The organism is Mycobacterium tuberculosis H37Rv, from assembly GCF_000195955.2.
Classification (GTDB): domain Bacteria; phylum Actinomycetota; class Actinomycetes; order Mycobacteriales; family Mycobacteriaceae; genus Mycobacterium; species Mycobacterium tuberculosis.
This window is the reverse complement of record NC_000962.3, coordinates 532961-558852: the sequence shown is the minus strand read 5'-3', so window position 1 is coordinate 558852 and position 25892 is coordinate 532961. Positions and strand designations below refer to the sequence as shown.

The window sequence follows — 25892 nt, the reverse complement described above, 5'->3', positions numbered from 1 at the left end:
TTGCGCCGCAAAAGGGTGCTTTTGCGTCTGCTCGGCAGACTAGTGGAACTGGCCCTCTTCGGTGGAACCGGTCAACGCGGTGGTCGACGAATTCGGGTCCACGGTGGTGGCAATCCGGTCGAAGTAGCCGGCGCCGACCTCGCGCTGGTGCTTGGTCGCGGTGTAGCCCCGTTCTTCGGCGGCGAACTCGCGTTCCTGCAGTTCGACATACGCGCTCATCTGGTTCTGGGCGTAGCCGTAGGCCAGATCGAACATCGAGTAGTTCAGCGCATGGAAGCCGGCCAGCGTGATGAACTGGAACTTGAAGCCCATGGCTGCCAGCTCCTTCTGGAACTTGGCGATGGTGGCGTCGTCGAGGTGCTTTTTCCAGTTGAACGATGGCGAGCAGTTGTAGGCCAGCATCTGGTCCGGGTACTCCGCCTTGACCGCCTCGGAGAACTGCCGGGCGGCCTCGAGGTCCGGGGTACCGGTCTCCATCCAGATCAAGTCGGCGAACGGGGCGTAGGCCTTCGCCCGAGCGATGCAAGGCTCGATGCCGTTCTTGGTGCGGTAGAAGCCTTCCCGGGTGCGCTCGCCGGTGATGAACGGCTGGTCGCGCTCGTCGACGTCGGAGGTGATCAGCGTGGCCGCCTCGGCGTCGGTACGGGCGATCACCACCGTGGGAACATCAGCCACATCGGCCGCGAGCCGAGCAGACGTCAAAGTGCGGATGTGCTGCTGGGTCGGGATCAACACCTTGCCGCCCAGGTGGCCGCACTTCTTCTCAGAGGCCAACTGGTCCTCCCAGTGCGAACCCGCAACGCCCGCGGCGATCAGGGCTTTCTGCAGCTCGTAGACGTTGAGCGCGCCGCCAAAGCCGGCCTCGCCGTCGGCGACAATCGGCGCCAGCCAGTTCTCCACCGAAGTATCGCCCTCGATCTTGGCGATCTGGTCGGCGCGCTGCAGTGCGTTGTTGATCCGGCGGACCACCTGCGGCACCGAGTTGGCGGGATACAGGCTCTGGTCGGGGTAGGTGTGCCCGGACAGGTTGGCATCGCCGGCGACCTGCCAGCCCGACAGGTAGATGGCCTTCAGGCCGGCGCGCACCTGCTGGACGGCCATGTTGCCGGTCAGCGCGCCCAGCGCGTTGACCCACTCGAGGTCGTGCAGCTGCTCCCACAGCACCTCCGCACCGCGGCGGGCCAGCGTGTGCTCCTCGACCACGCTGCCCTGGAGGGCGACGACGTCCTCGGCGGAGTAGGTGCGGGTGACGTCCTTCCAGCGCGGGTTCGTGTCCCATTCCTGCTGGATCTGCTCCGCGCTCTTCGGGGTGCCGACGACAGACATAGACAACTCCTTAACGGTCTTTCATTGCCGAAAACGCTGACGCCCTACCGTCGTCCAGGCGGTGTCAACGGCGCAGCTTCACTGGTGTGCTAACTCGACCATGGCACAGCGTGTCAACGCTGGTCCACCCATTTCACTTGCGAATTTCGGCAACGGCCTGCGGACTTTTTGCAAATTTTGCGAAGTCGCCCAAAAACTGAACCGTTTCAGAAGCTACCCGCCAGTAACGACAAATCCGCAGGTAAACCCACGGATCGACGTCCTGCGGATCCGGTCACAGATTGAACAGCGAGGCGACTGCCTTGGGCTCGTCGCCAACCACATATGTGAGCGTTGTAACAGCGCGGTCGACCAACCCCGGGCCGAATATCTCGGTCGAACCAGCCGGGTGAACGTGGGAGATGATCTCCAGCTTGTCGCCGAGCGCAACCGGCGCCTCATGCTCGATGGTCACCCGCAAAGGGCCCCGCAGCAGCTCTGCATGCGACGCCAGGTAGTCCTCGATCACACTCCAATAGACAGCGTTGTTCATGTGGTCGAACAAGTCGATATCGGTGACCCGGACCGGGAACTCGTGGATCTCCGACGCATCATCCCGGCTGCCCGGCTTCAGATAGCCCTTCCAGCGCAGCCGATCAACAGACGTGGTCCGGTGCAGACCCGCGAGGAAGTCGTCGGCAATGCGGGCCGGCATCTCGGTTTCCCGGTTGACGTGGATCCAGAACGCCTCGGATTCGATCAGGCCGCCCTTGCGGCCATCGACACGAACTCGCATCTCACACCACCGGTTGGAGGTGCCCGAGCACCAGCGCCGACACCGCAGCATGTCGCCGAACTCGATCGGCCGGATAAGGTCCACCATGGTCCTGCGGACGATCCACAGCGGGTGGGTCTCCTCGAAGCCCATCTCGCGCAGTTGGTCCTGACCGATGTCCTGGATGTGCCGACAAGCCGCGTCCAGCCGCAGCCGGCCCGCGCGGTCGATGTCGCCGACGCGCAGCGGCCATTCTCGGTCGAACACGTCGGGGTGACCGTCGGGCACGGGCATCAATTTTTTGTCGAGGCTCACGGCGTTCTCCCCATTTCCTCCTCGCGTGTACCTCAGGCTCACCCTTGAGTCCCGGTGCGAATCATGCCAACGCCGTGGCGGAAACACCAATCGCAGCACGCTTGCTAACTCTGCGAATGGCGTCTTCACAACACCCGGTACGCTCGGTTGGGTGTCCAAGACCTACGTCGGCTCGCGGGTCCGCCAACTGCGTAACGAGCGCGGGTTCAGCCAGGCCGCGCTGGCCCAGATGCTGGAGATCTCGCCGAGCTATCTGAACCAGATCGAACACGACGTCCGGCCGCTGACCGTGGCCGTGCTGCTGCGCATCACCGAAGTGTTCGGGGTGGACGCGACGTTCTTTGCCTCCCAGGACGACACCCGGCTGGTTGCCGAACTCAGGGAGGTGACCCTGGACCGCGATCTAGACATCGCCATCGACCCGCATGAAGTGGCCGAAATGGTCAGCGCTCATCCCGGGCTGGCCTGCGCGGTGGTCAACCTGCATCGGCGCTACCGGATCACCACCGCGCAGCTGGCCGCCGCGACCGAGGAGCGGTTCTCCGACGGCAGTGGCCGAGGGTCGATCACCATGCCGCACGAAGAGGTGCGCGACTACTTCTACCAACGCCAGAACTATCTACATGCGCTGGACACCGCGGCCGAAGACCTCACGGCCCAGATGCGGATGCACCACGGCGACCTGGCCCGCGAATTGACCCGCCGGCTCACCGAGGTGCACGGAGTACGCATCAACAAGCGCATCGACCTCGGTGACACCGTGCTGCACCGCTACGACCCCGCGACCAACACGCTGGAGATCAGCAGTCACCTCTCCCCGGGCCAGCAGGTGTTCAAGATGGCCGCCGAGTTGGCCTATCTCGAGTTCGGCGACCTCATCGACGCCATGGTCACCGACGGCAAGTTCACCAGCGCCGAGTCGCGGACGTTGGCCCGGCTGGGCCTGGCTAATTACTTCGCCGCGGCCACCGTGCTGCCCTACCGCCAGTTCCACGACGTCGCCGAGAATTTCCGCTACGACGTCGAGCGGCTGTCGGCGTTCTACTCGGTGAGCTACGAGACCATCGCCCACCGGCTGTCGACACTACAACGGCCTTCGATGCGCGGGGTCCCGTTCACCTTCGTCCGGGTGGACCGAGCGGGAAACATGTCAAAACGTCAGTCGGCCACCGGCTTTCACTTCTCCTCCAGCGGCGGCACCTGCCCGCTGTGGAACGTCTACGAAACGTTTGCCAACCCGGGGAAGATCTTGGTGCAAATCGCCCAGATGCCCGACGGCCGCAACTACCTGTGGGTGGCCCGCACCGTTGAGCTCCGGGCCGCCCGGTATGGTCAGCCCGGTAAGACCTTCGCGATCGGGCTGGGCTGCGAACTTCGCCACGCGCACCGGCTCGTCTACTCGGAAGGACTCGACTTGTCGGGTGACCCGAATACTGCGGCCACACCTATCGGCGCCGGTTGCCGCGTCTGCGAACGCGACAACTGTCCGCAACGCGCCTTCCCCGCCTTGGGGCGGGCACTGGATCTCGACGAACACCGCAGCACGGTGTCCCCGTATCTGGTGAAACAACTATGACCGGTCAGAACGGCCAAGTCGCGCGTATCTCCCCGGGGAAGTTCCGCCAGCTGGGGCCGGTCAACTGGCTGGTGGCCAAGCTGGCCGCACGTGCGGTTGGGGCACCGCAGATGCACCTGTTCACCACGCTGGGCTACCGCCAGTACTTGTTCTGGACCTTTGCCATCTACACCGGCCGACTACTGCACGGGCGGCTGCCCGGCGTCGATACCGAGTTGGTGATCCTTCGGGTCGCACACCTACGATCTTGCGAATACGAACTTCAGCATCATCGCCGAATGGCGCGCCGTCGGGGCCTAGACGCCAACACCCAGGCCACGATATTCGCCTGGCCCGACGTTCCAGATGGAGACGGACCGCGAAAAGTGCTCAGCGCCCGCCAACAGGCGCTGCTACAGGCTACCGATGAATTGATCAAGGATCGCACGATCACCGCGGGCACCTGGGAGCGGCTGGCAACTCACCTCGATCCGCGCCTGTTGATCGAATTCTGTTTACTCGCAACCCAATACGACGCGATCGCCGCAACGATCACCGCCCTGGCCATCCCGCCGGACAACCCACAGTAGCCGTCAAAGGTAGATGTCGGCCAGCACCGCCACGGTCAGCACCACGGGAGGAATCGGCAAACTGAAAGCAAACGCCGACCACGCGAGCTTGCCGCGGCTGCGCAGCCGCAAGCCGCCCGCCGCGCCGCACACCGCCACCAGGACCGACAGCAATAACACCACGCGACTCCATTGACTCACCGTCGTCAGACCATCGCCGACGGAGATCGCCGCCAGCCAGAGGATGTAGCCGGTAACCACACCACCGATGGCACCCATGATGATCTGGGGGGTGTCAGTGCTCGCGCGCCTCGTCATGAGCCGCTCAGAAATTGATCATGTGGCCAACCAGGCCGTGGAAGCACTCCTGCAGCGCCTCAGACATCGTTGGGTGGGTGTGGACGTTGCGAGCCAGCTCGCTGGCGGTCAGGTCCCACCTCTGCGCCAGCGTGAGCTCCGGCAGCAGCTCGGCCACGTCGTGGCCGACCAGGTGCCCACCCAGTAGCTCGCCGTGCTTGGCGTCGGCCACCAGCTTGACGAACCCACTGGGGTCACCCACGCCGTGCGCCTTGGCGTTGGCCGTGAACGGGAACTTGGCCACCACCACGTCGTAACCTTCGTTGCGGGCTTGCTGCTCGGTGAGCCCGAAGCTGGCAACGTTTGGCTGACAGAACGTCGCGCGCGGCAACATCCGATGGTCGCCCAGCGTCAAAGTCTCTGCACCGGCAATGGTTTCGGCGGCTACCACGCCTTGTGCCTCGGCGACGTGCGCCAGCTGCAGTAATCCATTGACATCGCCGATAGCGTAGATGTGGCCCACGTTGGTACGCATGTAGTCGTCGACACCGATAGCCTTGCGGTCGGTCAGCGCGACGCCTGCCTTGTCCAGCCCGTACCCTTCGACGTTGGGCGCAAATCCGATGGCCTGCAACACCTTTTCCGCCTTAAGCTCTTGCGCCACGCCGTCCTTGGTGACGGTCACGGTGACCTGCGACCCGCCATCGGCGATGGACTCGACCTTCGTGGCGGTCAGGATCGTGACACCCAGCTTTTTGAACTGCTTCTCGATCTCCTTGGACACATCGGCGTCCTCGTTGGGCAGCGCCCGCGGAAGGAATTCCACGATGGTCACGTCAACGCCGTAGTTCTTCAGCACGTAGCCGAACTCCATGCCAATGGCACCAGCTCCGGCAATAATGATCGATTTCGGCAGCTCTCGGGACAGGATCTGTTCCTCGTAGGTGACTACGTTGGCCGACAGTGAGGTGCCGGGAACCAGCCGGGTGCTACTGCCGGTCGCGATGATGGCGTTGTCGAACGTGACCGATTCTGTACCGCCGTCGTTGAGATCAACCAACAACGTGTTGGCGTCGGCAAATGTGCCGTACCCGTGGATCTCGGTGATCTTGTTCTTCTTCATCAGGAAGTGCACACCGGCCACCCTGCCCTCGGCTACCTTTCGGCTGCGGTCATAGGCGATGCCGTAGTCGAAGGTCACCTCGCCGCTGATGCCAAATGCTTTGGCGTCCTTGGTGAAGATGTGGACCAGTTCGGCGTTGCGCAACAGCGCCTTGGATGGGATACAGCCGACATTGAGGCATACTCCGCCCCAGTACTTGGGTTCGACGATTGCAGTGCTCAGGCCGAGCTGTGCGGCGCGAATCGCCGCGACATACCCGCCGGGACCGGCTCCGAGAACGACGACGTCATAGTGGGTCACGGCCCCTACCCTAATGGTCGAGTGCTCGTCGGCCTGACCCAGTAGGTCAAGTCCGACAACCGACTAGTACGGAATGACGCCGACCAGGCAATGACTCATCCGCTCGCAGTAGTAGTAGCCGTAGAGCGGCGCCGCGGCGGCGACCGAGGCAAACGGCCCCGACATCACTCCGAGGGACAACGCCGTGATCAGTGGCCTGCCCGGCACCAGCGCCAGGATCAAGCCACCGACGGTGCACGCGACGACGTAGACCAGGACGACGAACACGGCGGCCGTCTTGTCGAGTGTGTGATACCACCAGTAGAACAAGCTCAGGCCGACCTCGCCAGCACCGATCCATACGCCGAGGACCACTAGAACGAACTTCCACCACTTCAGGTAGGTATATCGACCGGGTACTGTAACCGAGTGCGCTAGCGTGGCGGCCGGCTCGGACCCCAGCACCTCGACGCTGGCCGAAGGCGCGACACCCACGGGGTCCTCCTGCGGCTTCGGCGTCGAGCCTGGCCAGGATTTCCCCGCCCTGTCCTGCTGGCCGGCCAACGAGAGGAACCGCTGCGAGTGTGCGCCGGTGTCGAAATCGGGCACAAACGGCTCGGTTCCGGGTGCCGACCGGTAATCGTTGTCAGCCACTGGACGCCACCTGGATCGCAACCAGCACACCAAACCAACCCGGCGCCAACGCCAGGATGAACGCGCCCAGCATCGTCACCCATCGACGTCCGGAGAACAGGATGACCAGCAGCCCGATCGCGCTGGGAATCCCGACTACCATTGCGATGACGATGTCCGGACGGATCCGGGCATGCACCAGCACGCTGCACGCCACCCCCGCTAGCAGTCCGATCGCATTACCAACCAGCATCGCGCTGGTCAGCTGCCATGACCGCGGAAGGGGGATCACGGTCTACGACCTTACTGCGGCTACCGCCGACTGGCGCGGCACACTCCCGGCGTGGCATCTGGATCGTCGAGATCGACGACAAGACCCCGCACTAACGGTCGTTCGCCGCACTCGTAGGCTGCGCCGGTGATCACCGGCGCAGCCTCCCGCATCGCCTTTTCGGCGTCGCTGAACACCCGACCTCTGCTGAGAAAGCGCACGCCCTCGGGCGCTTCCAGACTGAACCCGCCACCGCGGCCCGGCACCACGTCGATGATCAGCTGGGTGTGCTTCCAGGCCTGGTACTGCGGGCCCGAAATCCACACCGGCACGCCGTCTTCCCCGACGTCCAACACACCCAGCAAGATGTCGCGGTCACCGACCAGGAAGTCCGCCCGCGGGTAGCACATCGGCGCGGACCCGTCGCAGCAGCCGCCGGATTGGTGGAACATCACCGGACCGTGCCGGTCCTGTAACCCAGCCAGCAGCGCGGCGGCCTCGGCGGTGATGAGCACCCCCGCGGGAGCGTTCATCAGAAGAACCCCAGCGCCTTATCCGAGTAGGACACCAGCAGGTTCTTGGTGTGCTGGTAGTGCTGCAGCATCATCTGGTGGCCCTCCCGGCCGATGCCGGACTGCTTGTAGCCGCCGAACGCCGCGTGCGCGGGGTAGAGGTGGTAGCAGTTGACCCACACCCGGCCGGCCTGGATGTCCCGCCCGGCCCGATAGGCAGTGTTGCCGTCGCGGCTCCACACACCGGCACCCAAGCCGTAGAGGGTGTCGTTGGCGATGCCGATCGCGTCGTCGTAATCGGTGAACGACGTCACCGCGACCACCGGCCCGAAGATCTCCTCCTTGAAAATCCGCATGTTGTTGGTGCCGGTGAAGATCGTCGGCTGCATGTAATAACCGCCGGACAGGTCGCCGCCTAGTTCGGCGCGCTCGCCTCCGGCGATAATCACCGCACCCTCTTGCTTGCCGATTTCGATGTAGGACAACACCTTTTCCAGCTGGTCGTTGGAGGCCTGGGAACCCAGCATGGTTTCGGTGTCCAGCGGGTCGCCCTGCCGGACCGCCTTGGTCCGGATCGCCGCCAGCTCCAGGAACTCGTCGTAGATGTCGGCCTGGATCAGACTGCGCGACGGGCAGGTGCACACCTCGCCCTGGTTGAGGGCGAACATGGTGAAGCCTTCCAGCGCCTTGTCGCAGAAGTCGTCGTGGGCGGCCAGCACGTCGGCGAAGAAGATGTTGGGGCTCTTGCCGCCGAGTTCCAGGGTGACCGGGATCAGGTTGTGCGAGGCGTATTGCATGATCAGCCGCCCCGTGGTGGTTTCCCCGGTGAACGCGACCTTGGCGATGCGGTCGCTGGAGGCCAACGGCTTGCCGGCCTCGGCGCCGAATCCGTTGACCACGTTGACCACCCCGGGCGGCAACAGATCACCGATCAGCGACATCAGGTAGAGCACCGAAGCGGGTGTCTGCTCGGCGGGTTTGAGCACCGCCGTGTTGCCGGCCGCCAACGCCGGCGCCAGCTTCCAGGCCGCCATCAGGATGGGGAAGTTCCACGGAATGATCTGGCCCACCACGCCGAGCGGCTCGTGGAAGTGGTAGGCCACGGTGTCCTCGTCGATCTGGCTCAGCGCGCCCTCCTGGGCGCGAATCGCCGCGGCGAAGTACCGGAAGTGATCGACCGCCAACGGGATATCGGCGGCCAGCGCTTCCCGGACCGGTTTCCCGTTGTCCCAGACCTCGGCCACCGCCAGCGCGGCGGCGTTCTTGTCGATGCGGTCGGCAATCATGTTGAGGATCGCCGCCCGTTCGGCCGGTGCGGTCTTGCCCCACCCCGGCGCCGCCGCGTGCGCGGCGTCGAGCGCCTTGTCGATGTCGGCCGCGTCGGAGCGCGGCACCTCGCAGAACGGCTGGCCGGTCACCGGCGTCGGGTTCTCGAAGTAGCGCCCATGGACCGGCGCGACCCACTGGCCCCCGATGAAGTTTTGGTACCGGGATTCATAGGACATCAGCGCCCCGGCGGAACCGGGACGGGAAAAGACAGTCATCGTATTCGGCTCCTCGTCAAAATCATGTAATACAGCTCACACTACCGCCGGGGCCACAATGGCTTCCATGACATTTGAGCCTGCCCCAGACGGCGCTGACCCCTACCTATGGCTCGAGGACGTCACCGGTGCGGAAGCGCTGGATTGGGTACGCGCGCGCAACAAGCCGACAACGGCGGCGTTCTGCGACGCAGAGTTCGAGCGGATGCGCGTCGAGGCGCTCGAGGTGCTCGACACCGATGCCCGAATCCCCTATGTGAACAGGCGCGGCAACTATCTCTACAACTTCTGGCGCGATGCCGCCAACCCCCGCGGGTTGTGGCGGCGCACCACGCTGGACAGCTACCGCACCGACTCGCCGGGCTGGGATGTGCTGATCGATGTTGATGAACTGGGCCGCGCCGACGACCAGAAGTGGGTGTGGGGCGGCGCCGGTGTCATCGAACCCGACTACACGCGCGCGCTGATCGGCCTGTCCCCGGGCGGCTCGGATGCATCCATTGTGCGTGAATTCGACATGCTGACACGCGAATTCGTCGAGGATGGGTTCCAGCTGCCACCGGCCAAATCCCAGATTACCTGGGAGGACCCGGACACTGTCTTGCTGGGCACCGACTTCGGCGGCGACTCGCTCACCACTTCCGGCTATCCGCGAGTGATCAAGCGATGGCGCCGGGGCAAACCGCTGGCCGATGCGGAGACAATCTTCGAGGGCGCGGGCACCGACGTCCGCGTCAACGCGTCAGCGGATCGCACGCCCGGATTCGAGCGCACCCTGCTGGGACGGGCCCTCGACTTCTGGAACGAAGAGGTCTACGAATTGCGTGGTTCGGAGCTGATCCGAATCGAAGCCCCCACCGACGCGAGCGTGTCAATTCACCGCGACTGGCTGTTGATCGAGCTGCGCACCGACTGGACCGTGGCCACCACCAGGTACACTGCCGGCTCACTGCTGGCCGCCGAATACGACGAATTCCTTGCCGGCTCAGCGGAATTACAGGTGGTGTTCGAACCCGACGAGCACACCGCGCTGTACCAATACGCCTGGACCCGAGACCGGCTGTTGATCGTCACCCTGGCCGACGTGGCGAGCCGCGTCGAGATCGCAACTCCCGGCAGCTGGCGACGTGAGCCACTCTCAGGTATCCCCGCCGCCACCAACACCGTCATCGTCTCCGCCGACAGCCACGGCGACGAGTTCTTCCTCGACTCCAGTGGATTCGATACGCCGTCGCGGCTGATGCGCGGCACCGATGACGGCCGACTAGCAGAGATCAAATCTGCGCCAGCTTTCTTCGACGCGGAAAACATGGCTGTAACACAGTATTTCGCGACATCAGACGATGGCACATCGATCCCGTATTTCGTCGTGCGACGCACCGACGCGGACAATCCCGGCCCCACATTGTTGAACGGCTACGGTGGATTCGAGACATCCAGAACGCCGACGTATGACGGCGTCCTGGGCCGGCTGTGGCTGGCCCGCGGGGGCACCTATGCGTTGGCCAACATCCGCGGCGGCGGCGAGTACGGGCCTGGCTGGCACACGCAGGCGATGCGCGAGGGCCGGGACAAGGTCGCCCAAGACTTCGCCGCCGTGGCAACCGATTTGGTGACCCGCGGCATCACCACCGCTGAGCAGCTCGGCGCGCGGGGCGGCAGCAACGGTGGGCTGCTGATGGGCATCATGTTGACCGGGTACCCGGAGAAGTTCGGCGCGCTGGTCTGCGACGTGCCGCTGCTGGACATGAAGCGGTACCACCTGCTGCTGGCCGGCGCTTCCTGGATGGCCGAATACGGCGATCCGGATAACCCGGATGACTGGAAGTTCATCTCTGAATATTCGCCATACCAAAACATTTCGGCGAACCGGAAATACCCGCCAGTACTCATGACGACCTCTACCCGCGACGATCGGGTGCACCCCGGCCACGCCCGCAAAATGACGGCGGCCCTGCAGGCTGCGGGCCACCCCGTCTGGTATTACGAAAACATCGAGGGTGGGCACGCCGGCGCAGCCGACAACGCACAGATCGCATTCAAATCGGCGCTGAGTTTCGCGTTCCTATGGCGGATGCTGGCCGGCTAACCGGCATTCACGAACGGTGGACTTAGCCCAAATAACGTGGCTATCGAGTTGTAGCCGATTGATACTGCATTACTACCTATTACTACGTATTACTATCTGTTACTACATGGGTAGGACTGCGGCATGAAGCCAAGCGTGAGCTTGTCTACCGAGGACGTCGCAGCATTGGACGCATGCCAAGAGAGTGGGCCTGCCGTCGCAGTCGGCGGTTTGCAGCGAACGGCGTAGATGCTGCGCGGTGAGATCTGGCAGGTCGACCTGGATCCGGCCCGCGGCAGCGCGGCAAATATGCGGCGGCCAGCGGTAATTGTCAGCAACGACAGGGCCAACGCTGCCGCGATACGTCTCGACCGAGGCGTGGTGCCGGTTGTCCCGGTTACCAGCAACACCGAAAAGGTCCCCATTCCAGGTGTTGTTGCCGGCAGCGAGCGGTGGCCTGGCCGTCGATTCGAAGGCGCAGGCCCAGCAGGTTGGATCCGTCGCTGCGCAACGTCTCCCCTGCCGAGCTGATCGAACTCGACGATGCGCTCAGACTCCATTTGGCGTTGTAACTGCTGCAACATCGATTGCCGCCGCGGCCAACGGCACCGGCCGCGCCTAGCCGCAGGGCCCTGCGGCTAACGTCGGAGCAAAGAGCGCAACCGGACACCGATGCCCGAGGCATGCAAATGCCAGCTAGCGAAACCCTGCGCCCGGGTTGGCCGAAGCTTCGAACCAGCGGCGTTATCACGATCCCCGCTGAGACACTTGACCCTTAGGGCCGAAGTGACTTCGCTGCTGCTATGCCGACACCCGATTTCCAGACGCTGCTGTACACGACGGCCGGGCCGGTGGCCACCATCACGCTCAACCGCCCGGAACAGCTCAACACCATCGTCCCGCCCATGCCCGACGAGATCGAGGCCGCTATCGGGTTGGCCGAGCGCGACCAGGACATCAAGGTCATCGTGCTGCGCGGTGCCGGCCGCGCCTTCTCCGGCGGTTACGACTTCGGCGGCGGCTTCCAGCATTGGGGCGATGCCATGATGACCGACGGCCGATGGGATCCGGGCAAGGATTTCGCCATGGTCACCGCGCGGGAGACCGGACCGACGCAGAAATTCATGGCCATCTGGCGGGCGTCCAAACCGGTGATCGCGCAAGTGCATGGTTGGTGCGTCGGCGGGGCCAGCGACTACGCGCTGTGTGCCGACATTGTGATCGCCAGCGAGGACGCCGTGATCGGGACTCCGTATAGCCGCATGTGGGGAGCCTATTTGACCGGGATGTGGCTGTATCGACTCAGCCTTGCCAAGGTCAAATGGCACTCGCTGACGGGCCGGCCGCTGACCGGTGTGCAGGCCGCCGAAGCCGAGCTGATCAACGAGGCGGTGCCGTTCGAGCGGCTCGAGGCTCGCGTCGCCGAGATCGCCACCGAGCTGGCACGAATCCCGTTGTCACAGTTGCAAGCCCAGAAACTGATCGTCAACCAGGCCTACGAGAACATGGGCCTGGCCTCCACCCAGCTGCTGGGCGGCATTCTCGACGGGCTGATGCGCAACACCCCCGACGCGCTCGAGTTCATCCGGACCGCCCAAACCCAGGGTGTGCGAGCCGCGGTCGAGCGCCGCGACGGCCCGTTCGGCGACTACAGCCAAGCCCCACCGGAACTGCGACCCGACCCCACGCACGTCATCACTCCTGATGGGAGCATGTAGTGAGACAGACTATGAACCTTGTCGTCTGCCCGCCTCGAGGCGCCCCAAAAGTGCTACGGTAACCACTATGTCTCGGCTGAGTTCCATCCTGCGTGCCGGCGCGGCATTTCTGGTTCTCGGCATCGCCGCTGCGACATTTCCACAAAGCGCGGCAGCCGACTCCACGGAAGACTTTCCAATACCTCGCCGGATGATCGCAACCACCTGCGACGCCGAACAATATCTGGCGGCGGTGCGGGATACCAGTCCGGTGTACTACCAGCGGTACATGATCGACTTCAACAACCATGCAAACCTTCAGCAAGCGACGATCAACAAGGCGCACTGGTTCTTCTCGCTGTCACCGGCGGAGCGCCGAGACTACTCCGAACACTTTTACAATGGCGATCCGCTGACGTTTGCCTGGGTCAATCACATGAAAATCTTCTTCAACAACAAGGGCGTCGTCGCTAAAGGGACCGAGGTGTGCAATGGATACCCAGCCGGCGACATGTCGGTGTGGAACTGGGCCTAAGTCCGGCCTAAAGCTAACCGGCGTCAAAGCGCGGTCGTTTGCAACGAACCCGGAAATGTTGTCCACCATTCGGGGGACAGCCCGTTGGGCCCATCAGCCGCCGTTCGGCGGATTGATTCTGGCGACCAGCTACGAAATAGTCATATCCATCACCCACGGAATTCGACGACCTATCGCGTACCACTAGGACTAAGGCCATGCCCGACTTCGCTCTTGGTAGCCCAGCCACCACCGGCCACGCGCCGGGATACCATGCCGTTGCGGGGCAGAGGTAAACATCGTGGGCCGCATGGCCTGGACACTGGAGCGCGGCGCATGAGTCAAGCGCCCGGCAACGAGATCCCACACACGCTGGCGGCCCTGGACTGGGGTGGAATCACCTGCCAGTCCGGAGCCGGGTGCACCAACCGGGCGAGTTACGTGGTGCATCTGCATGCGGTAGACGAATGTAACGACCCCGACCTGGACCCATTCGGGAACACCGTCGAAATTCTGTGCATTGCCTGCTTGTGGCACGTCGAGGCCAAAGTCCTGCTTCAAGTCGGTCGGCTCACCCGTTCCCCGGGCGCGTTCTGCCTGACCTGTGGGGCGCCGGTGCGCGAACCCACCGACATCATGCGCGACGTCGCTGCGTTGTAGGGTAATCAGTCCCCGCGGTCCCAAGTTCCCAAGTCCCAAGCGCCCGGCAGCATCGGCATCCGTGGGCCACACTGGAACTCATCGTCGGCCAGCGTGGTCAATCCGGCCGGCGCTGCCACCGTCTCGTTGCTTGCGGTGCCGGCAAACCCCAGCCCGCCCACGCCCGAATTGGACGCCCAAGCGTCCCGCTCGCCCGACGGCGGAATCGCCGGGCCGGAGTCCATATCGACGAACTCGTCGGCGTTGCCACGTTCCTTCGCCGCCGCTCGTCGGCGCCGACGTGCCTGATGACGGGCCGACACCTGCGCTGCCGCCACGGCCGTGACGTTATCCGCGGCGGGCTGCGCTCTCCTGGAACCGGCGGGCGTCCCCGCGTCGAAGTCGATGCCTGGACCGCTGCCCACGAGGTAAGGGGGAAAGCCGCCGGCGCTCGTTGGCACCGACGCCGATGTGGCAGTGGCGGTACCGGCCGGGGGCCCGGGCGCCGCTCCGGCGGCCGGGGCGCTGGCCGGCGCGGTAGTCGGCGTGGCCGTCCCGGCGAGTGGCAACACGGTGGGCACGACCGCATCGGGTGCCGGCGCGGGCACGACGGGGGGCTGAGGGACTAGGCCGGTCAACCCGGCCAACCCCGATACCGCTCCCAGTCCGGAGATGGCTGGGGTGAGCGCAGCCACCAGCAACTGCGGGTTCTCGGCCAGCCAGGTAGCCAGCTGCAGCATGTGTGTAGGCCAGTCGAACAGGATGAGGTCGACAAGGAACTGAAAAGCCTTCACCGGATTGGTGAACAGCAGCTTGGCGAACTCTTGAAAGTCTTGAAGAAGTTCCAGACTTCTGGCAATCCACCACATGAGTGTGCCGGGGTTGGTATAAGCGTCATAGGGGAGGCCGTTGACAGTGCCGGCTTCGGGGTCCCAGATCACGCGACCGCCGGTGATGATCTTCAAGATCTCTGCAATGAAGTCGTCCACCGGGTCCGCGCCCCCGGAATTATTCGAGCTCGAGTGTTGGGATTGGGCATTGGATTTCAGAATTCGCGGCGGAGGCACGCTGTCCGGGATCGAGCGCACCGCCGAGTCCGCGACCGCTTGATAGGTGGCCATCGTGGTGGCCGCCTGAAGCCACATCCGCACGTAGTCGGCCTCGTTGACCGCGATCGGTATGGTGTTGATCCCGAAGAAATTGGTCGCCACCATGGCCCCGTGGGTCGCGTGGTTAGCCGCCAACTCGGCCAGGGTGGGCATGGCCACCAAAGCCGCGGCGTAGGCGGCGGTCACCGCCTCCAGCCGGGCAGCCGCCGCGGCGCAGTCGGCGCTGGCCTGCGTCAACCAAGACAGATACGGCAGGCACGCGGCAGCAAATGATTCGGCGCTGGGCCCCTGCCACACCCCGGCTTGCACCGCAGCCAGCAATGCCCCGAGTTCCTCAGCAACCGCGGCGTATTCACGGCCCAGTGACGACCACCCTGTGGCGGCGGCCAGTACCGGCCCCGGCCCCGGCCCACTACTCAACAAGGCCGAATGCACCTCCGGCGGAGAGGCCATCCATATCAGTGCGCTCGTCATAGCTCACCGCGTAGGCACGAAGTCGCCCCTGACGCATCACCGGCCACACAATCCATTCCGGACCTAGCGACCGCCACGGCGCGCGCCGTAGTTGCGGTCTCTAGGCCGTCGGCACCGACGTGCAACGTCATGTCGAACACTCCTCTATCGGCGACTCCCGCCAACACCAGCTGTGCGTCTGGCAACAATTGACTATGACTATCGTTTGCAACTAGCAATAGTCGTGGTTCGGCTGCGGCGCACGCCCAAGAAGCGTGAGTTTGGTCACCTACCGCCGCCAAGCGGGCCCAAGTCCGGCGCCCCCTTCGTCCCGCACCCGCTTCAGCGCGTTGGCGACCGGCATTCGCATGGGGATCCGGCGAGCAGGCCGAGAAGCGTAGCGGTGAGCAGGCGAGTAAGCGCGGCAGCAAAGTCGAGGTTCCACTCCGGTGGGAGCAACTCTGGCTCCTCGGCATAGGCGTCGGTGAGCCGCTCCGGCGGATTGGCGATCTGCCACAGGGTGGCCGCCAGCGAGTAAGCGGCCAGCAGGATGTCGAATGCCCCAGAACGCCCGAGTGCCGGCAATGCGCTTTCGATCGCGTCGACGAGCGCTATCACGGCTGCGATGCTGGTCCGCTTGACCTCGATGACCCGGTCGACATCCACCTCCTGCTCGAGATGCAGATGCAGATTGGCAAGCAGATCACAAAACAGCGGATCGGCGGCCAGACCGTTGGCCAGTGCCTCGGCCACCCGCGGTGCCGACATCGGCCCCGGCTCGCCCAGCTGCTCGCATACCGTGCCCGACCACCGCGCCCAACCCTCGGCGGCGAGGTGCAGCAGCACTTCTTTGTGCGAGGTGAAGTAGCGGCGCACCGCAGAGTAGTGAATCCCGGCACGACCTGCGACAGCCGTTAACGTCACCGATGCCACGCCCGTCTCCAGCGCCAGCGACCGCGCGGCTTCCACCAGCGCCGCCGCACGTTGGCGCTTGTTTTCCTCGGTGCGGGCGCGCTGGAAGCCGAGTTGCGCCACCGCCAGAGGATAACGCACACCGTGTGATTTGTAAGAGGGCTGCCGATAACGTAGCGTGCCGTTACGCACGTGATATGCGTTACACTCCAGCGAACGAGGTAAGGAGTCGAGAGCTCGGGCCTAAAACCATGTTTTACTTAGGCTAGGCTTAGTTGCGTTCAAGTAGCGACCAGCTCGAACGGATTTTGAAAGTTGGGTATCGTCCGCCGTACCACTGCCAACCGGTGAAGGGGATCTGAGATTTTCAAGGTGCTAATGCGGACTTGGATTCCACTGGTCATCCTGGTGGTGGTCATCGTCGGGGGCTTCACCGTGCACCGGATCCGCGGCTTCTTCGGCTCCGAAAACCGCCCGTCGTACTCCGACACCAACCTGGAAAACAGCAAACCATTCAACCCTAAACACCTGACTTACGAGATCTTCGGACCCCCCGGAACAGTCGCCGACATTAGTTATTTCGACGTCAATTCCGAGCCGCAACGGGTCGATGGAGCGGTGCTACCGTGGTCATTGCATATCACGACAAACGACGCGGCGGTGATGGGAAATATCGTGGCACAAGGTAATAGCGACAGCATTGGCTGCCGAATCACGGTAGACGGCAAGGTCAGGGCCGAGAGGGTTTCCAACGAAGTCAACGCCTATACTTACTGCTTGGTGAAGTCCGCGTGAGTACTAAATTCGCGAACGACTCCAATACCAACGCTCGCCCCGAAAAGCCATTCATCGCCAGGATGATCCACGCCTTTGCGGTACCGATCATCCTTGGCTGGCTGGCAGTTTGCGTCGTTGTCACCGTATTTGTCCCGTCACTGGAAGCTGTCGGCCAAGAGCGATCGGTGTCGCTGAGTCCCAAGGATGCACCGTCGTTTGAGGCGATGGGACGTATCGGCATGGTGTTCAAGGAAGGCGATTCCGACAGTTTCGCGATGGTCATAATAGAGGGTAACCAACCCCTTGGCGACGCTGCCCATAAGTATTACGACGGCCTGGTTGCTCAATTGAGGGCCGATAAGAAGCACGTGCAAAGTGTCCAAGATTTATGGGGGGACCCACTCACCGCCGCGGGCGTGCAAAGTAACGACGGCAAGGCCGCCTATGTTCAACTGTCACTTGCCGGCAACCAAGGCACGCCGCTGGCCAACGAATCCGTCGAGGCAGTACGCAGCATCGTCGAAAGCACGCCCGCGCCGCCGGGCATAAAGGCCTATGTGACCGGACCATCCGCACTCGCCGCGGATATGCACCACAGTGGCGATAGATCCATGGCCAGGATCACCATGGTTACGGTCGCCGTGATCTTTATTATGTTGTTGCTCGTCTACCGGTCGATAATCACCGTGGTTCTCCTGCTGATCACGGTGGGGGTCGAATTGACGGCTGCGCGCGGAGTCGTAGCGGTTCTGGGGCATAGCGGGGCTATCGGACTTACCACCTTTGCGGTGAGCTTGCTGACTTCGCTGGCAATCGCGGCCGGTACGGACTACGGGATATTCATCATCGGGCGCTACCAGGAAGCCCGCCAAGCCGGCGAGGACAAAGAGGCCGCCTACTACACCATGTACCGCGGGACCGCCCACGTGATTCTGGGCTCTGGATTGACCATCGCCGGAGCTACCTTTTGCCTGAGCTTTGCCCGCATGCCCTACTTTCAAACCCTGGGCATCCCCTGCGCGGTGGGGATGCTAGTCGCAGTGGCGGTCGCGTTGACGCTGGGTCCGGCCGTCCTACACGTCGGCAGCCGGTTCGGCCTGTTCGACCCTAAGCGGCTCCTCAAAGTCCGTGGCTGGCGGCGGGTGGGTACCGTGGTGGTTCGCTGGCCGCTGCCCGTTCTCGTCGCCACCTGCGCGATCGCCCTAGTCGGTCTGCTCGCCCTGCCTGGATACAAAACCAGCTACAACGACCGTGACTACCTACCGGACTTCATACCCGCCAACCAAGGATATGCGGCCGCGGATCGTCATTTCTCTCAGGCCAGGATGAAGCCCGAGATCCTAATGATTGAATCCGATCACGATATGCGGAATCCGGCAGATTTTCTGGTCCTGGACAAGCTGGCTAAAGGCATCTTCCGGGTCCCGGGCATTTCCCGTGTGCAAGCAATTACCCGGCCCGAAGGAACGACGATGGACCACACGTCGATCCCGTTCCAGATCAGCATGCAAAATGCCGGTCAGCTGCAGACCATAAAGTACCAGCGCGACCGGGCGAACGACATGCTGAAGCAGGCCGACGAGATGGCCACGACGATTGCGGTGTTGACGCGGATGCATAGCTTGATGGCGGAGATGGCCAGTACTACCCACCGCATGGTCGGCGACACCGAAGAGATGAAGGAGATCACCGAAGAATTACGCGACCACGTCGCGGATTTTGATGATTTCTGGAGACCAATTCGAAGCTATTTCTACTGGGAAAAGCACTGCTACGGAATTCCGATCTGTTGGTCGTTCAGATCGATATTCGATGCACTGGACGGAATCGACAAGCTCAGCGAGCAAATAGGCGTCCTCTTGGGCGACTTGCGCGAGATGGATCGCCTCATGCCACAAATGGTCGCGCAGATCCCGCCGCAGATTGAGGCCATGGAAAACATGCGGACCATGATTCTTACCATGCACAGCACCATGACCGGAATCTTCGACCAGATGCTCGAAATGAGCGACAATGCCACAGCCATGGGTAAGGCTTTTGACGCCGCCAAGAACGACGACTCGTTCTACCTTCCACCCGAGGTTTTCAAGAACAAAGACTTCCAGCGCGCCATGAAGTCGTTCCTGTCTTCGGACGGACACGCGGCCCGGTTTATCATCCTGCACAGGGGGGATCCGCAATCACCCGAGGGCATCAAAAGTATCGACGCGATTCGTACCGCGGCCGAGGAATCGCTCAAGGGAACTCCACTAGAAGACGCCAAGATCTACCTGGCCGGCACGGCGGCCGTCTTCCACGACATCTCCGAGGGCGCCCAATGGGACCTTCTTATCGCGGCAATTTCGTCCCTCTGTCTCATTTTTATCATCATGCTGATCATCACACGGGCCTTTATTGCCGCCGCCGTCATTGTGGGCACAGTCGCACTTTCACTGGGTGCCTCTTTCGGACTATCGGTGCTGCTCTGGCAGCATATTCTCGCAATCCATCTGCATTGGCTCGTGCTTGCGATGTCGGTCATCGTTCTGTTGGCGGTGGGATCTGACTACAATCTGCTCTTGGTCTCCCGGTTCAAACAGGAAATAGGAGCGGGGCTGAAGACCGGCATCATCCGGTCGATGGGCGGCACCGGCAAGGTCGTGACCAACGCAGGGCTGGTATTCGCCGTCACCATGGCGTCCATGGCCGTCAGCGATCTGCGGGTTATCGGACAGGTGGGCACCACCATCGGTCTGGGTTTGCTGTTCGACACGTTGATCGTGCGATCGTTCATGACGCCATCCATCGCCGCACTACTGGGCCGCTGGTTCTGGTGGCCGCTGCGGGTGCGTTCCCGGCCCGCCCGGACCCCGACCGTACCCAGCGAAACCCAGCCCGCGGGCCGGCCCTTGGCGATGAGCAGCGACCGCCTCGGCTGAACCGCCCGTCCGTCTAGCCGGCCGCTCCGAATACAGGATGTGCAGCAATCACTCCGACGATCGGTGGCTGTTGTCGGAAGTGGGGTCGCCGGCCTCACCGCCGCCTACATCCTGTCTGGACGGGACCGAGTCACCCTGTACGAGGCGGACGGCCGGCTGGGCGGTCATGCCCACACCCACTATCTGGACAACGGTGGCGGCCCCCGGGGCACCGACGTCGTCGGCGTCGACTCGGCGTTCCTGGTGCACAACGACCGAACCTATCCAACGTTGTGCCGATTGTTCGCCGAACTGGGTGTGGCCACCCAGGAGTCGGAAATGTCGATGTCGGTGCGCGCCGACGACATCGGACTCGAATATGCCGGCGCACTGGGAGCGCGCGGGCTGTTCGCTTGCCGGCAATCGCTGCGGCCACGGTATCTGTGCATGCTTGCCGAGATTCTCCGCTTCCACCGCGCCGCGGCTCGCCTGCTGCGTGAGGAGACCGACAACGCGGAAGACAAACCGGAGACGCTGGAAGCCTTCCTGAGCCGGCACCACTTCTCGCAGTATTTCGTCGATTACTTCATCACACCCTTGGTCGCCGCCGTGTGGTCCTGCGGCGGGGCCGACGCCTTGCGCTATCCGGCCCGGTATCTGTTCGTCTTCCTCGACCATCACGGCATGCTGTCGGTGTTCGGGTCGCCAACCTGGCGTACCGTCACCGGAGGTTCCGCCAACTACGTGCAGGCGATCGCAGCTCAGCTGGACGAGGTGTCGACCCGCACGCCAGTGCACTCGCTGCGCCGGCTGCCGGACGGGGTATTGGTGGGCGCGGGTGATGGGCCGTCGCGGCGTTTCGATGCGGCCGTCGTCGCGGTCCATCCCGACCAGGCGCTGCTGTTGCTCGACGAGCCGACACCGGCCGAGCGCGCGGTCCTGGGCGCGATCGCATACTCCACCAACAGCGCCCAGCTGCACACCGACGAGTCGGTCCTGCCCCGCCACCATCGCGCCCGCGCATCCTGGAACTACCTGGTGACACCCGGGCAGCACCAGGTCGTGGTCAGCTACGACATCAGCAGGCTAATGCGCCTCGACGGTGGCCGCCGGTATCTGGTCACCCTCGGCGGCCACGACCGGGTTGATCCCAGCTCGGTGATCGCCGAGATGACCTACAGCCATCCGCTGTACACACCGGAATCGGTTGCAGCCCAACGCTTATTGCCGACGCTGGGTGACAATCGGGTGGTATTCGCCGGCGCCTACCACGGCTGGGGATTCCACGAGGACGGCGCCGCCTCGGGTCTGCGGGCGGCCCGGCGCCTTGGCGCCGACTGGCCGGCAGCGATCCCACAGGAGGCGATGGTCGCGTGCTGACTCAAACCCTGACGCCGGCGATCTACCGCACCACGATCAGCCACTGCAGACAAGTCCCGGTGCACCACTCGTTCGCATACCGCAGCTACAGCTGGTACGTGGATGTCGACAACCTCCCCCAGCTGCCCTGGTGGCTGCGACCGTTCGCACGGTTCCACGCCGACGACCACTTCGCTGACCCGTTCTCGTGTCCGCCGCATAGCTCGCTGCGTGACCGGCTGGACGCCTTCTTTGCCGCTCGCGGCCTTGCCGTCCCCGACGGCCGTATCACCGCGCTGCTGCAAGCACGCGTTCTCGGCTATGTCTTCAACCCGTTGAGCATCTTCTGGTGCCACGACCGCGACGGCCAACTGCGCCATGTCATTGCCGAGGTGCACAACACCTACGGCGGACGCCATGCTTACCTGCTACCGCCGGCCGACCTGCCCGTGGTGACGGCCAAGAACTTCTACGTTTCGCCGTTTCATCAGCTAGCCGGCTACTACCTGATACGGGCACCACGGCCCGACCGCGAACTCGACGTCACGGTGACGCTGCACCGTGACCGCCGGCAGGTGTGCCCGGAATTCACAGCCACCCTGCGTGGGCAGCGGCGACCGGCAACGACAAGACAGATCGCGATGATGCAAATCATTTCACCGCTGGCGCCGATGGTGGTGGCCGCGCGCATCAGGATACAGGGGATCAGACTGTGGCTACGTCGAGTTCCGGTGGTGCCGCGATGACCGTCGAAACCAGCCAGACACCGTCGGCAGCAATCGATTCGGATCGCTGGCCAGCGGTTGCCAAGGTGCCGCGCGGTCCCCTAGCCGCGGCATCGGCGGCAATCGCCAACCGGCTGCTTCGGCGCACGGCCACTCACTTGCCGCTGCGATTGGTCTACTCCGACGGAACGGCAACAGGTGCCGCCGATCCGCGCGCACCCAGCCTGTTCATCCATCGGCCGGACGCACTTGCACGCCGGATCGGGCGCCACGGCTTGATCGGCTTCGGCGAGTCCTACATGGCCGGCGAATGGTCGTCGAAGGAGCTCACGCGGGTGTTGACCGTGCTGGCAGGGTCGGTGGACGAGCTGGTACCGCGCTCGCTGCACTGGCTGCGGCCGATCACGCCGACCTTTCGACCTAGTTGGCCAGACCACAGCCGAGATCAGGCCCGGCGCAATATAGCCGTGCACTATGACCTGTCGAACGACCTGTTCGCCGCGTTTCTCGACGAGACCATGACGTATTCGTGCGCAATGTTCACCGACCTGCTGGCCCAGCCAACTCCCGCCTGGACCGAGTTGGCCGCAGCCCAACGCCGCAAGATCGACCGGCTGCTCGACGTGGCCGGGGTCCAGCAGGGCAGCCACGTTCTCGAGATCGGCACCGGATGGGGCGAGCTGTGCATTCGCGCGGCCGCACGGGGGGCCCACATCCGCTCGGTGACCCTATCGGTGGAGCAGCAACGGCTGGCTCGGCAGCGGGTCGCCGCGGCCGGCTTTGGCCACCGGGTAGAGATCGACTTGTGCGACTACCGCGACGTCGACGGGCAGTATGACTCAGTAGTCTCAGTCGAGATGATCGAGGCGGTGGGATACCGTTCGTGGCCACGGTACTTCGCCGCGCTAGAACAGTTGGTGCGCCCGGGTGGCCCGGTAGCGATTCAAGCGATCACCATGCCGCACCACCGAATGCTGGCCACCCGCCACACCCAGACCTGGATCCAGAAGTACATCTTCCCTGGCGGACTGCTACCGTCCACGCAGGCCATCATCGACATCACCGGGCAACACACCGGGCTGCGCATCGTCGACGCGGCCTCGCTGCGACCGCATTACGCCGAGACGCTGCGGCTCTGGCGGGAACGATTTATGCAGCGGCGAGATGGGCTGGCGCATTTAGGTTTCGACGAGGTGTTTGCACGGATGTGGGAGCTGTACCTGGCGTACTCGGAGGCGGGCTTCCGGTCGGGCTATCTGGACGTCTACCAGTGGACGTTGATCCGCGAGGGCCCCCCGTGAACATCGTCGTGGTAACCAGCGTGTCGGCTTTGGCTGTGGCCGTGGTGCATTCGGTGGCGTTTGCGATCGGCCGCCGCATCGGCCGGTACAACGTCGTCGACGTGGTATGGGGCTTGGGTTTCGTCGCCGTCGCCGTCGCCGCCGCGACGCTCGGCCACGGCGACCCGGTTCGCCGATGGCTGCTACTAGCGTTGGTGTCGACCTGGGGTCTGCGGCTGAGCTGGCACATGTACCGCAAGACAGCCGGTCAGGGGGAGGATCCCCGCTACGCCGACCTGCTGCGCGGTGCCACGCCTGTGCAGGCATTGCGCAAGGTCTTCGGATTACAGGGCCTCCTGACGTTGTTCGTCTCATTCCCGCTGCAGCTTTCCGCAGTCACCGGGCCGACGCCGAAGCCGTTACTGGCTGTTGGGGGCGTGGGCTTAGCCGTGTGGCTGGTCGGTATCACCTTCGAAGCGGTGGGAGATTGGCAACTGTGGGTATTCAAATCCGACCCGGCCAATCGCGGGGTCATCATGGACCGCGGCCTGTGGGCCTGGACGCGTCACCCCAACTACTTCGGCGATGCCTGTGTCTGGTGGGGGTTGTGGTTGATCACGATCAACGACTGGGCGCCGCTGGCCACGGTGGGTTCGCCGCTGCTGATGACCTACCTGCTGGTGGACGTCAGCGGAGCCCGGCTGACTGAGAGATACCTGAAGGGTCGCCCCGGTTTCGCCGAATATCAAAGGCGAACAGCCTATTTCGTGCCCCGGCCACCGCGATCGGCGCGTCGGTGATGACCGGCTTGACCATCACGGCGCCGGCTGGCGATAGGCTACCCATCGATGACCGGACCGCCACGGCTGAGCAGCGACCTGGACGCCCTGTTGCGCCGGGTCGCTGGTCACGACCAGGCCGCATTCGCCGAATTCTACGACCACACCAAGTCGCGGGTGTATGGACTGGTGATGCGGGTGCTGCGTGATACCGGCTACAGCGAAGAAACCACCCAGGAGATCTATCTTGAGGTGTGGCGGAACGCGTCGGAGTTTGACTCCGCCAAAGGTTCCGCGTTGGCCTGGCTTTTGACCATGGCCCACCGGCGCGCTGTCGACCGAGTCCGTTGCGAGCAAGCCGGCAACCAGCGGGAAGTGCGCTATGGTGCGGCCAACGTCGATCCCGCGAGTGACGTCGTCGCCGACCTGGCGATCGCCGGTGATGAGCGGCGCCGGGTGACCGAGTGCCTCAAGGCGTTGACCGACACGCAGCGGCAGTGCATCGAACTGGCCTACTACGGCGGGCTGACGTATGTCGAAGTTTCGCGGCGGTTAGCGGCCAATCTGTCGACCATCAAATCCCGCATGCGCGACGCCCTGCGCAGCCTGCGCAACTGCCTGGACGTGTCATGACTGCGCCGGCCGAGCGAAGCGATGCGTTGGGAGAGCGGCGCTCATGACTGAACATACCGATTTTGAGCTGCTCGAGCTGGCTACCCCGTATGCCCTGAACGCTGTGTCCGACGATGAACGAGCCGACATCGACCGACGGGTGGCCGCCGCGCCCTCGCCGGTAGCCGCGGCTTTCAACGACGAAGTTCGAGCCGTCCGCGAGACGATGGCCGTCGTCTCGGCGGCCACCACCGCCGAGCCGCCAGCACATCTGCGGACGGCCATCCTGGATGCGACCAAGCCCGAGGTTAGGCGCCAATCACGCTGGCGTACGGCAGCCTTTGCGTCCGCAGCGGCGATCGCTGTGGGGCTGGGGGCGTTCGGCCTGGGGGTGCTGACCCGGCCATCGCCACCCCCCACCGTGGCCGAGCAAGTTCTGACGGCGCCGGACGTACGGACGGTCTCTCGCCCACTGGGCGCCGGGACGGCCACGGTGGTGTTCTCCCGCGACCGCAACACAGGTCTGCTGGTGATGAACAATGTGGCGCCACCATCCCGGGGAACCGTGTATCAGATGTGGCTGCTGGGAGGGGCCAAAGGGCCGAGGTCGGCGGGGACGATGGGCACCGCGGCGGTGACGCCCTCGACGACGGCGACGCTGACCGATCTCGGAGCCTCGACCGCACTGGCATTCACCGTCGAACCCGGCACCGGATCACCACAGCCCACCGGTACCATCTTGGCCGAGCTGCCGCTCGGGTGAGCCGAGGACGCACACCCCGGCCCCTCACCGCAGTCTCGGCGCGACAATGGTGCCCAGCATCGCGACGAACACGCCGGGTACCACTAGGGCGGCGCTGCCGGCTAGCGTCAGGTAACCATCGGTGCAGGCG

General features: G+C 64.0%; 25 protein-coding genes and 1 other annotated feature. Of the genes, 15 read left to right on the top strand and 10 right to left on the bottom strand.

Going from position 1 to position 25892, the window contains the following annotated elements:
* Window positions 1–39: 39 nt before the first annotated feature.
* Together icl1 and Rv0466 are read right to left on the bottom strand one after the other, a co-directional pair.
* Window positions 40–1326 carry an isocitrate lyase gene (icl1, locus tag Rv0467; protein YP_177728.1) on the bottom strand — a complete coding sequence of 429 codons (1287 nt, stop codon included), beginning with the start codon at window positions 1324–1326 and terminating at the stop codon, window positions 40–42.
* A gap of 274 nt (window positions 1327–1600) precedes the next feature.
* Window positions 1601–2395, bottom strand: coding sequence for a hypothetical protein (locus tag Rv0466; protein NP_214980.1), 795 nt, complete (start codon window positions 2393–2395; stop codon window positions 1601–1603).
* Between the two features lie 151 nt (window positions 2396–2546).
* Between Rv0466 and Rv0465c the strand changes: the two genes are divergently transcribed.
* Window positions 2547–3971: an HTH-type transcriptional regulator gene (locus Rv0465c; protein ID NP_214979.1), complete on the top strand. Its 1425-nt coding sequence runs from the start codon at window positions 2547–2549 to the stop codon at window positions 3969–3971.
* Window positions 3968–4540 (top strand): hypothetical protein, encoded by a 573-nt coding sequence (locus Rv0464c; protein ID NP_214978.1) that lies wholly within the window; start codon window positions 3968–3970, stop codon window positions 4538–4540. The genes Rv0465c and Rv0464c overlap by 4 nt, the downstream gene beginning before the upstream one ends.
* A gap of 3 nt (window positions 4541–4543) precedes the next feature.
* Here the strand turns inward: Rv0464c and Rv0463 are convergent, their stop codons facing one another.
* From Rv0463 to Rv0458, 6 genes are all read right to left on the bottom strand, one after another.
* Complete coding sequence (locus Rv0463) at window positions 4544–4837, bottom strand: membrane protein (RefSeq protein ID NP_214977.1); 294 nt, start codon at window positions 4835–4837, stop codon at window positions 4544–4546.
* 7 nt (window positions 4838–4844) lie between these two features.
* Window positions 4845–6239 carry a dihydrolipoamide dehydrogenase gene (gene lpdC, locus Rv0462; RefSeq protein ID NP_214976.1) on the bottom strand — a complete coding sequence of 465 codons (1395 nt, stop codon included), beginning with the start codon at window positions 6237–6239 and terminating at the stop codon, window positions 4845–4847.
* Between the two features lie 63 nt (window positions 6240–6302).
* Window positions 6303–6827 (bottom strand): transmembrane protein, encoded by a 525-nt coding sequence (locus Rv0461; protein NP_214975.1) that lies wholly within the window; start codon window positions 6825–6827, stop codon window positions 6303–6305.
* Between the two features lie 37 nt (window positions 6828–6864).
* Complete coding sequence (locus Rv0460) at window positions 6865–7104, bottom strand: hypothetical protein (protein ID NP_214974.1); 240 nt, start codon at window positions 7102–7104, stop codon at window positions 6865–6867.
* A 59-nt stretch (window positions 7105–7163) separates the two neighbouring features.
* The gene (locus Rv0459) at window positions 7164–7655 is read right to left on the bottom strand and encodes a hypothetical protein (protein NP_214973.1); all 492 of its coding nucleotides are present in this window, start codon (window positions 7653–7655) and stop codon (window positions 7164–7166) included.
* Window positions 7655–9178, bottom strand: coding sequence for an aldehyde dehydrogenase (locus Rv0458; RefSeq protein NP_214972.1), 1524 nt, complete (start codon window positions 9176–9178; stop codon window positions 7655–7657). Before Rv0458 ends, Rv0459 begins: the two co-directional genes overlap by 1 nt.
* 67 nt (window positions 9179–9245) lie before the next feature.
* Here Rv0458 and Rv0457c point away from each other — a divergent pair, with 67 nt between their 5' ends.
* The 5 genes from Rv0457c (at window position 9246) to Rv0455c (ending at window position 13478) form a co-directional block, all read left to right on the top strand.
* Window positions 9246–11267: a peptidase gene (locus Rv0457c; RefSeq protein ID NP_214971.1), complete on the top strand. Its 2022-nt coding sequence runs from the start codon at window positions 9246–9248 to the stop codon at window positions 11265–11267.
* Window positions 11268–11335: 68 nt separating this feature from the next.
* Window positions 11336–11365: a repeat region (3 copies of a 10 bp near-perfect direct repeat,ATTACTACCTATTACTACGTATTACTATCT), on the top strand.
* Window positions 11336–11509: an antitoxin MazE1 gene (gene mazE1 / locus Rv0456B; RefSeq protein YP_007409102.1), complete on the top strand. Its 174-nt coding sequence runs from the start codon at window positions 11336–11338 to the stop codon at window positions 11507–11509. Its footprint overlaps the feature before it by 30 nt.
* Complete coding sequence (gene mazF1 / locus Rv0456A; RefSeq protein YP_177621.1) at window positions 11496–11777, top strand: toxin MazF1; 282 nt, start codon at window positions 11496–11498, stop codon at window positions 11775–11777. The genes mazE1 and mazF1 overlap by 14 nt, the downstream gene beginning before the upstream one ends.
* Before the next feature lie 272 nt (window positions 11778–12049).
* The gene (gene echA2, locus Rv0456c) at window positions 12050–12964 is read left to right on the top strand and encodes an enoyl-CoA hydratase EchA2 (RefSeq protein NP_214970.1); all 915 of its coding nucleotides are present in this window, start codon (window positions 12050–12052) and stop codon (window positions 12962–12964) included.
* Between the two features lie 67 nt (window positions 12965–13031).
* The gene (locus Rv0455c; RefSeq protein ID NP_214969.1) at window positions 13032–13478 is read left to right on the top strand and encodes a hypothetical protein; all 447 of its coding nucleotides are present in this window, start codon (window positions 13032–13034) and stop codon (window positions 13476–13478) included.
* Window positions 13479–14122: 644 nt separating this feature from the next.
* Here Rv0455c and PPE11 read toward each other — a convergent pair.
* Window positions 14123–15679, bottom strand: a complete 1557-nt coding sequence (PPE11, locus tag Rv0453) for a PPE family protein PPE11 (protein YP_177727.1) — start codon at window positions 15677–15679, stop codon at window positions 14123–14125.
* A gap of 321 nt (window positions 15680–16000) precedes the next feature.
* On the bottom strand, window positions 16001–16711 hold the full coding sequence (locus Rv0452) for a transcriptional regulator (protein ID NP_214966.1): 711 nt from the start codon (window positions 16709–16711) through the stop codon (window positions 16001–16003).
* A gap of 231 nt (window positions 16712–16942) precedes the next feature.
* Here Rv0452 and mmpS4 point away from each other — a divergent pair, with 231 nt between their 5' ends.
* From mmpS4 to rskA, 8 genes are read left to right on the top strand one after another with little or no spacing between them, the layout of a single operon-like run.
* Window positions 16943–17365 (top strand): membrane protein MmpS4, encoded by a 423-nt coding sequence (mmpS4, locus tag Rv0451c; protein NP_214965.1) that lies wholly within the window; start codon window positions 16943–16945, stop codon window positions 17363–17365.
* Window positions 17362–20265 (top strand): transmembrane transport protein MmpL4, encoded by a 2904-nt coding sequence (gene mmpL4 / locus Rv0450c; protein NP_214964.1) that lies wholly within the window; start codon window positions 17362–17364, stop codon window positions 20263–20265. Before mmpS4 ends, mmpL4 begins: the two co-directional genes overlap by 4 nt.
* A gap of 39 nt (window positions 20266–20304) precedes the next feature.
* Window positions 20305–21624, top strand: a complete 1320-nt coding sequence (locus tag Rv0449c) for a hypothetical protein (RefSeq protein ID NP_214963.1) — start codon at window positions 20305–20307, stop codon at window positions 21622–21624.
* Between the two features lie 59 nt (window positions 21625–21683).
* On the top strand, window positions 21684–22349 hold the full coding sequence (locus Rv0448c) for a hypothetical protein (RefSeq protein NP_214962.1): 666 nt from the start codon (window positions 21684–21686) through the stop codon (window positions 22347–22349).
* Window positions 22346–23629 carry a cyclopropane-fatty-acyl-phospholipid synthase UfaA gene (gene ufaA1, locus Rv0447c; RefSeq protein NP_214961.1) on the top strand — a complete coding sequence of 428 codons (1284 nt, stop codon included), beginning with the start codon at window positions 22346–22348 and terminating at the stop codon, window positions 23627–23629. Before Rv0448c ends, ufaA1 begins: the two co-directional genes overlap by 4 nt.
* 8 nt (window positions 23630–23637) lie before the next feature.
* A complete protein-coding gene (locus Rv0446c; protein ID NP_214960.1) occupies window positions 23638–24408 on the top strand; it encodes a transmembrane protein in 771 nt (256 codons plus the stop codon).
* A gap of 48 nt (window positions 24409–24456) precedes the next feature.
* The gene (gene sigK, locus Rv0445c) at window positions 24457–25020 is read left to right on the top strand and encodes an ECF RNA polymerase sigma factor SigK (RefSeq protein NP_214959.1); all 564 of its coding nucleotides are present in this window, start codon (window positions 24457–24459) and stop codon (window positions 25018–25020) included.
* A gap of 43 nt (window positions 25021–25063) precedes the next feature.
* On the top strand, window positions 25064–25762 hold the full coding sequence (rskA, locus tag Rv0444c) for an anti-sigma-K factor RskA (protein ID NP_214958.1): 699 nt from the start codon (window positions 25064–25066) through the stop codon (window positions 25760–25762).
* The last annotated feature ends 130 nt before the right edge of the window (window positions 25763–25892 follow it).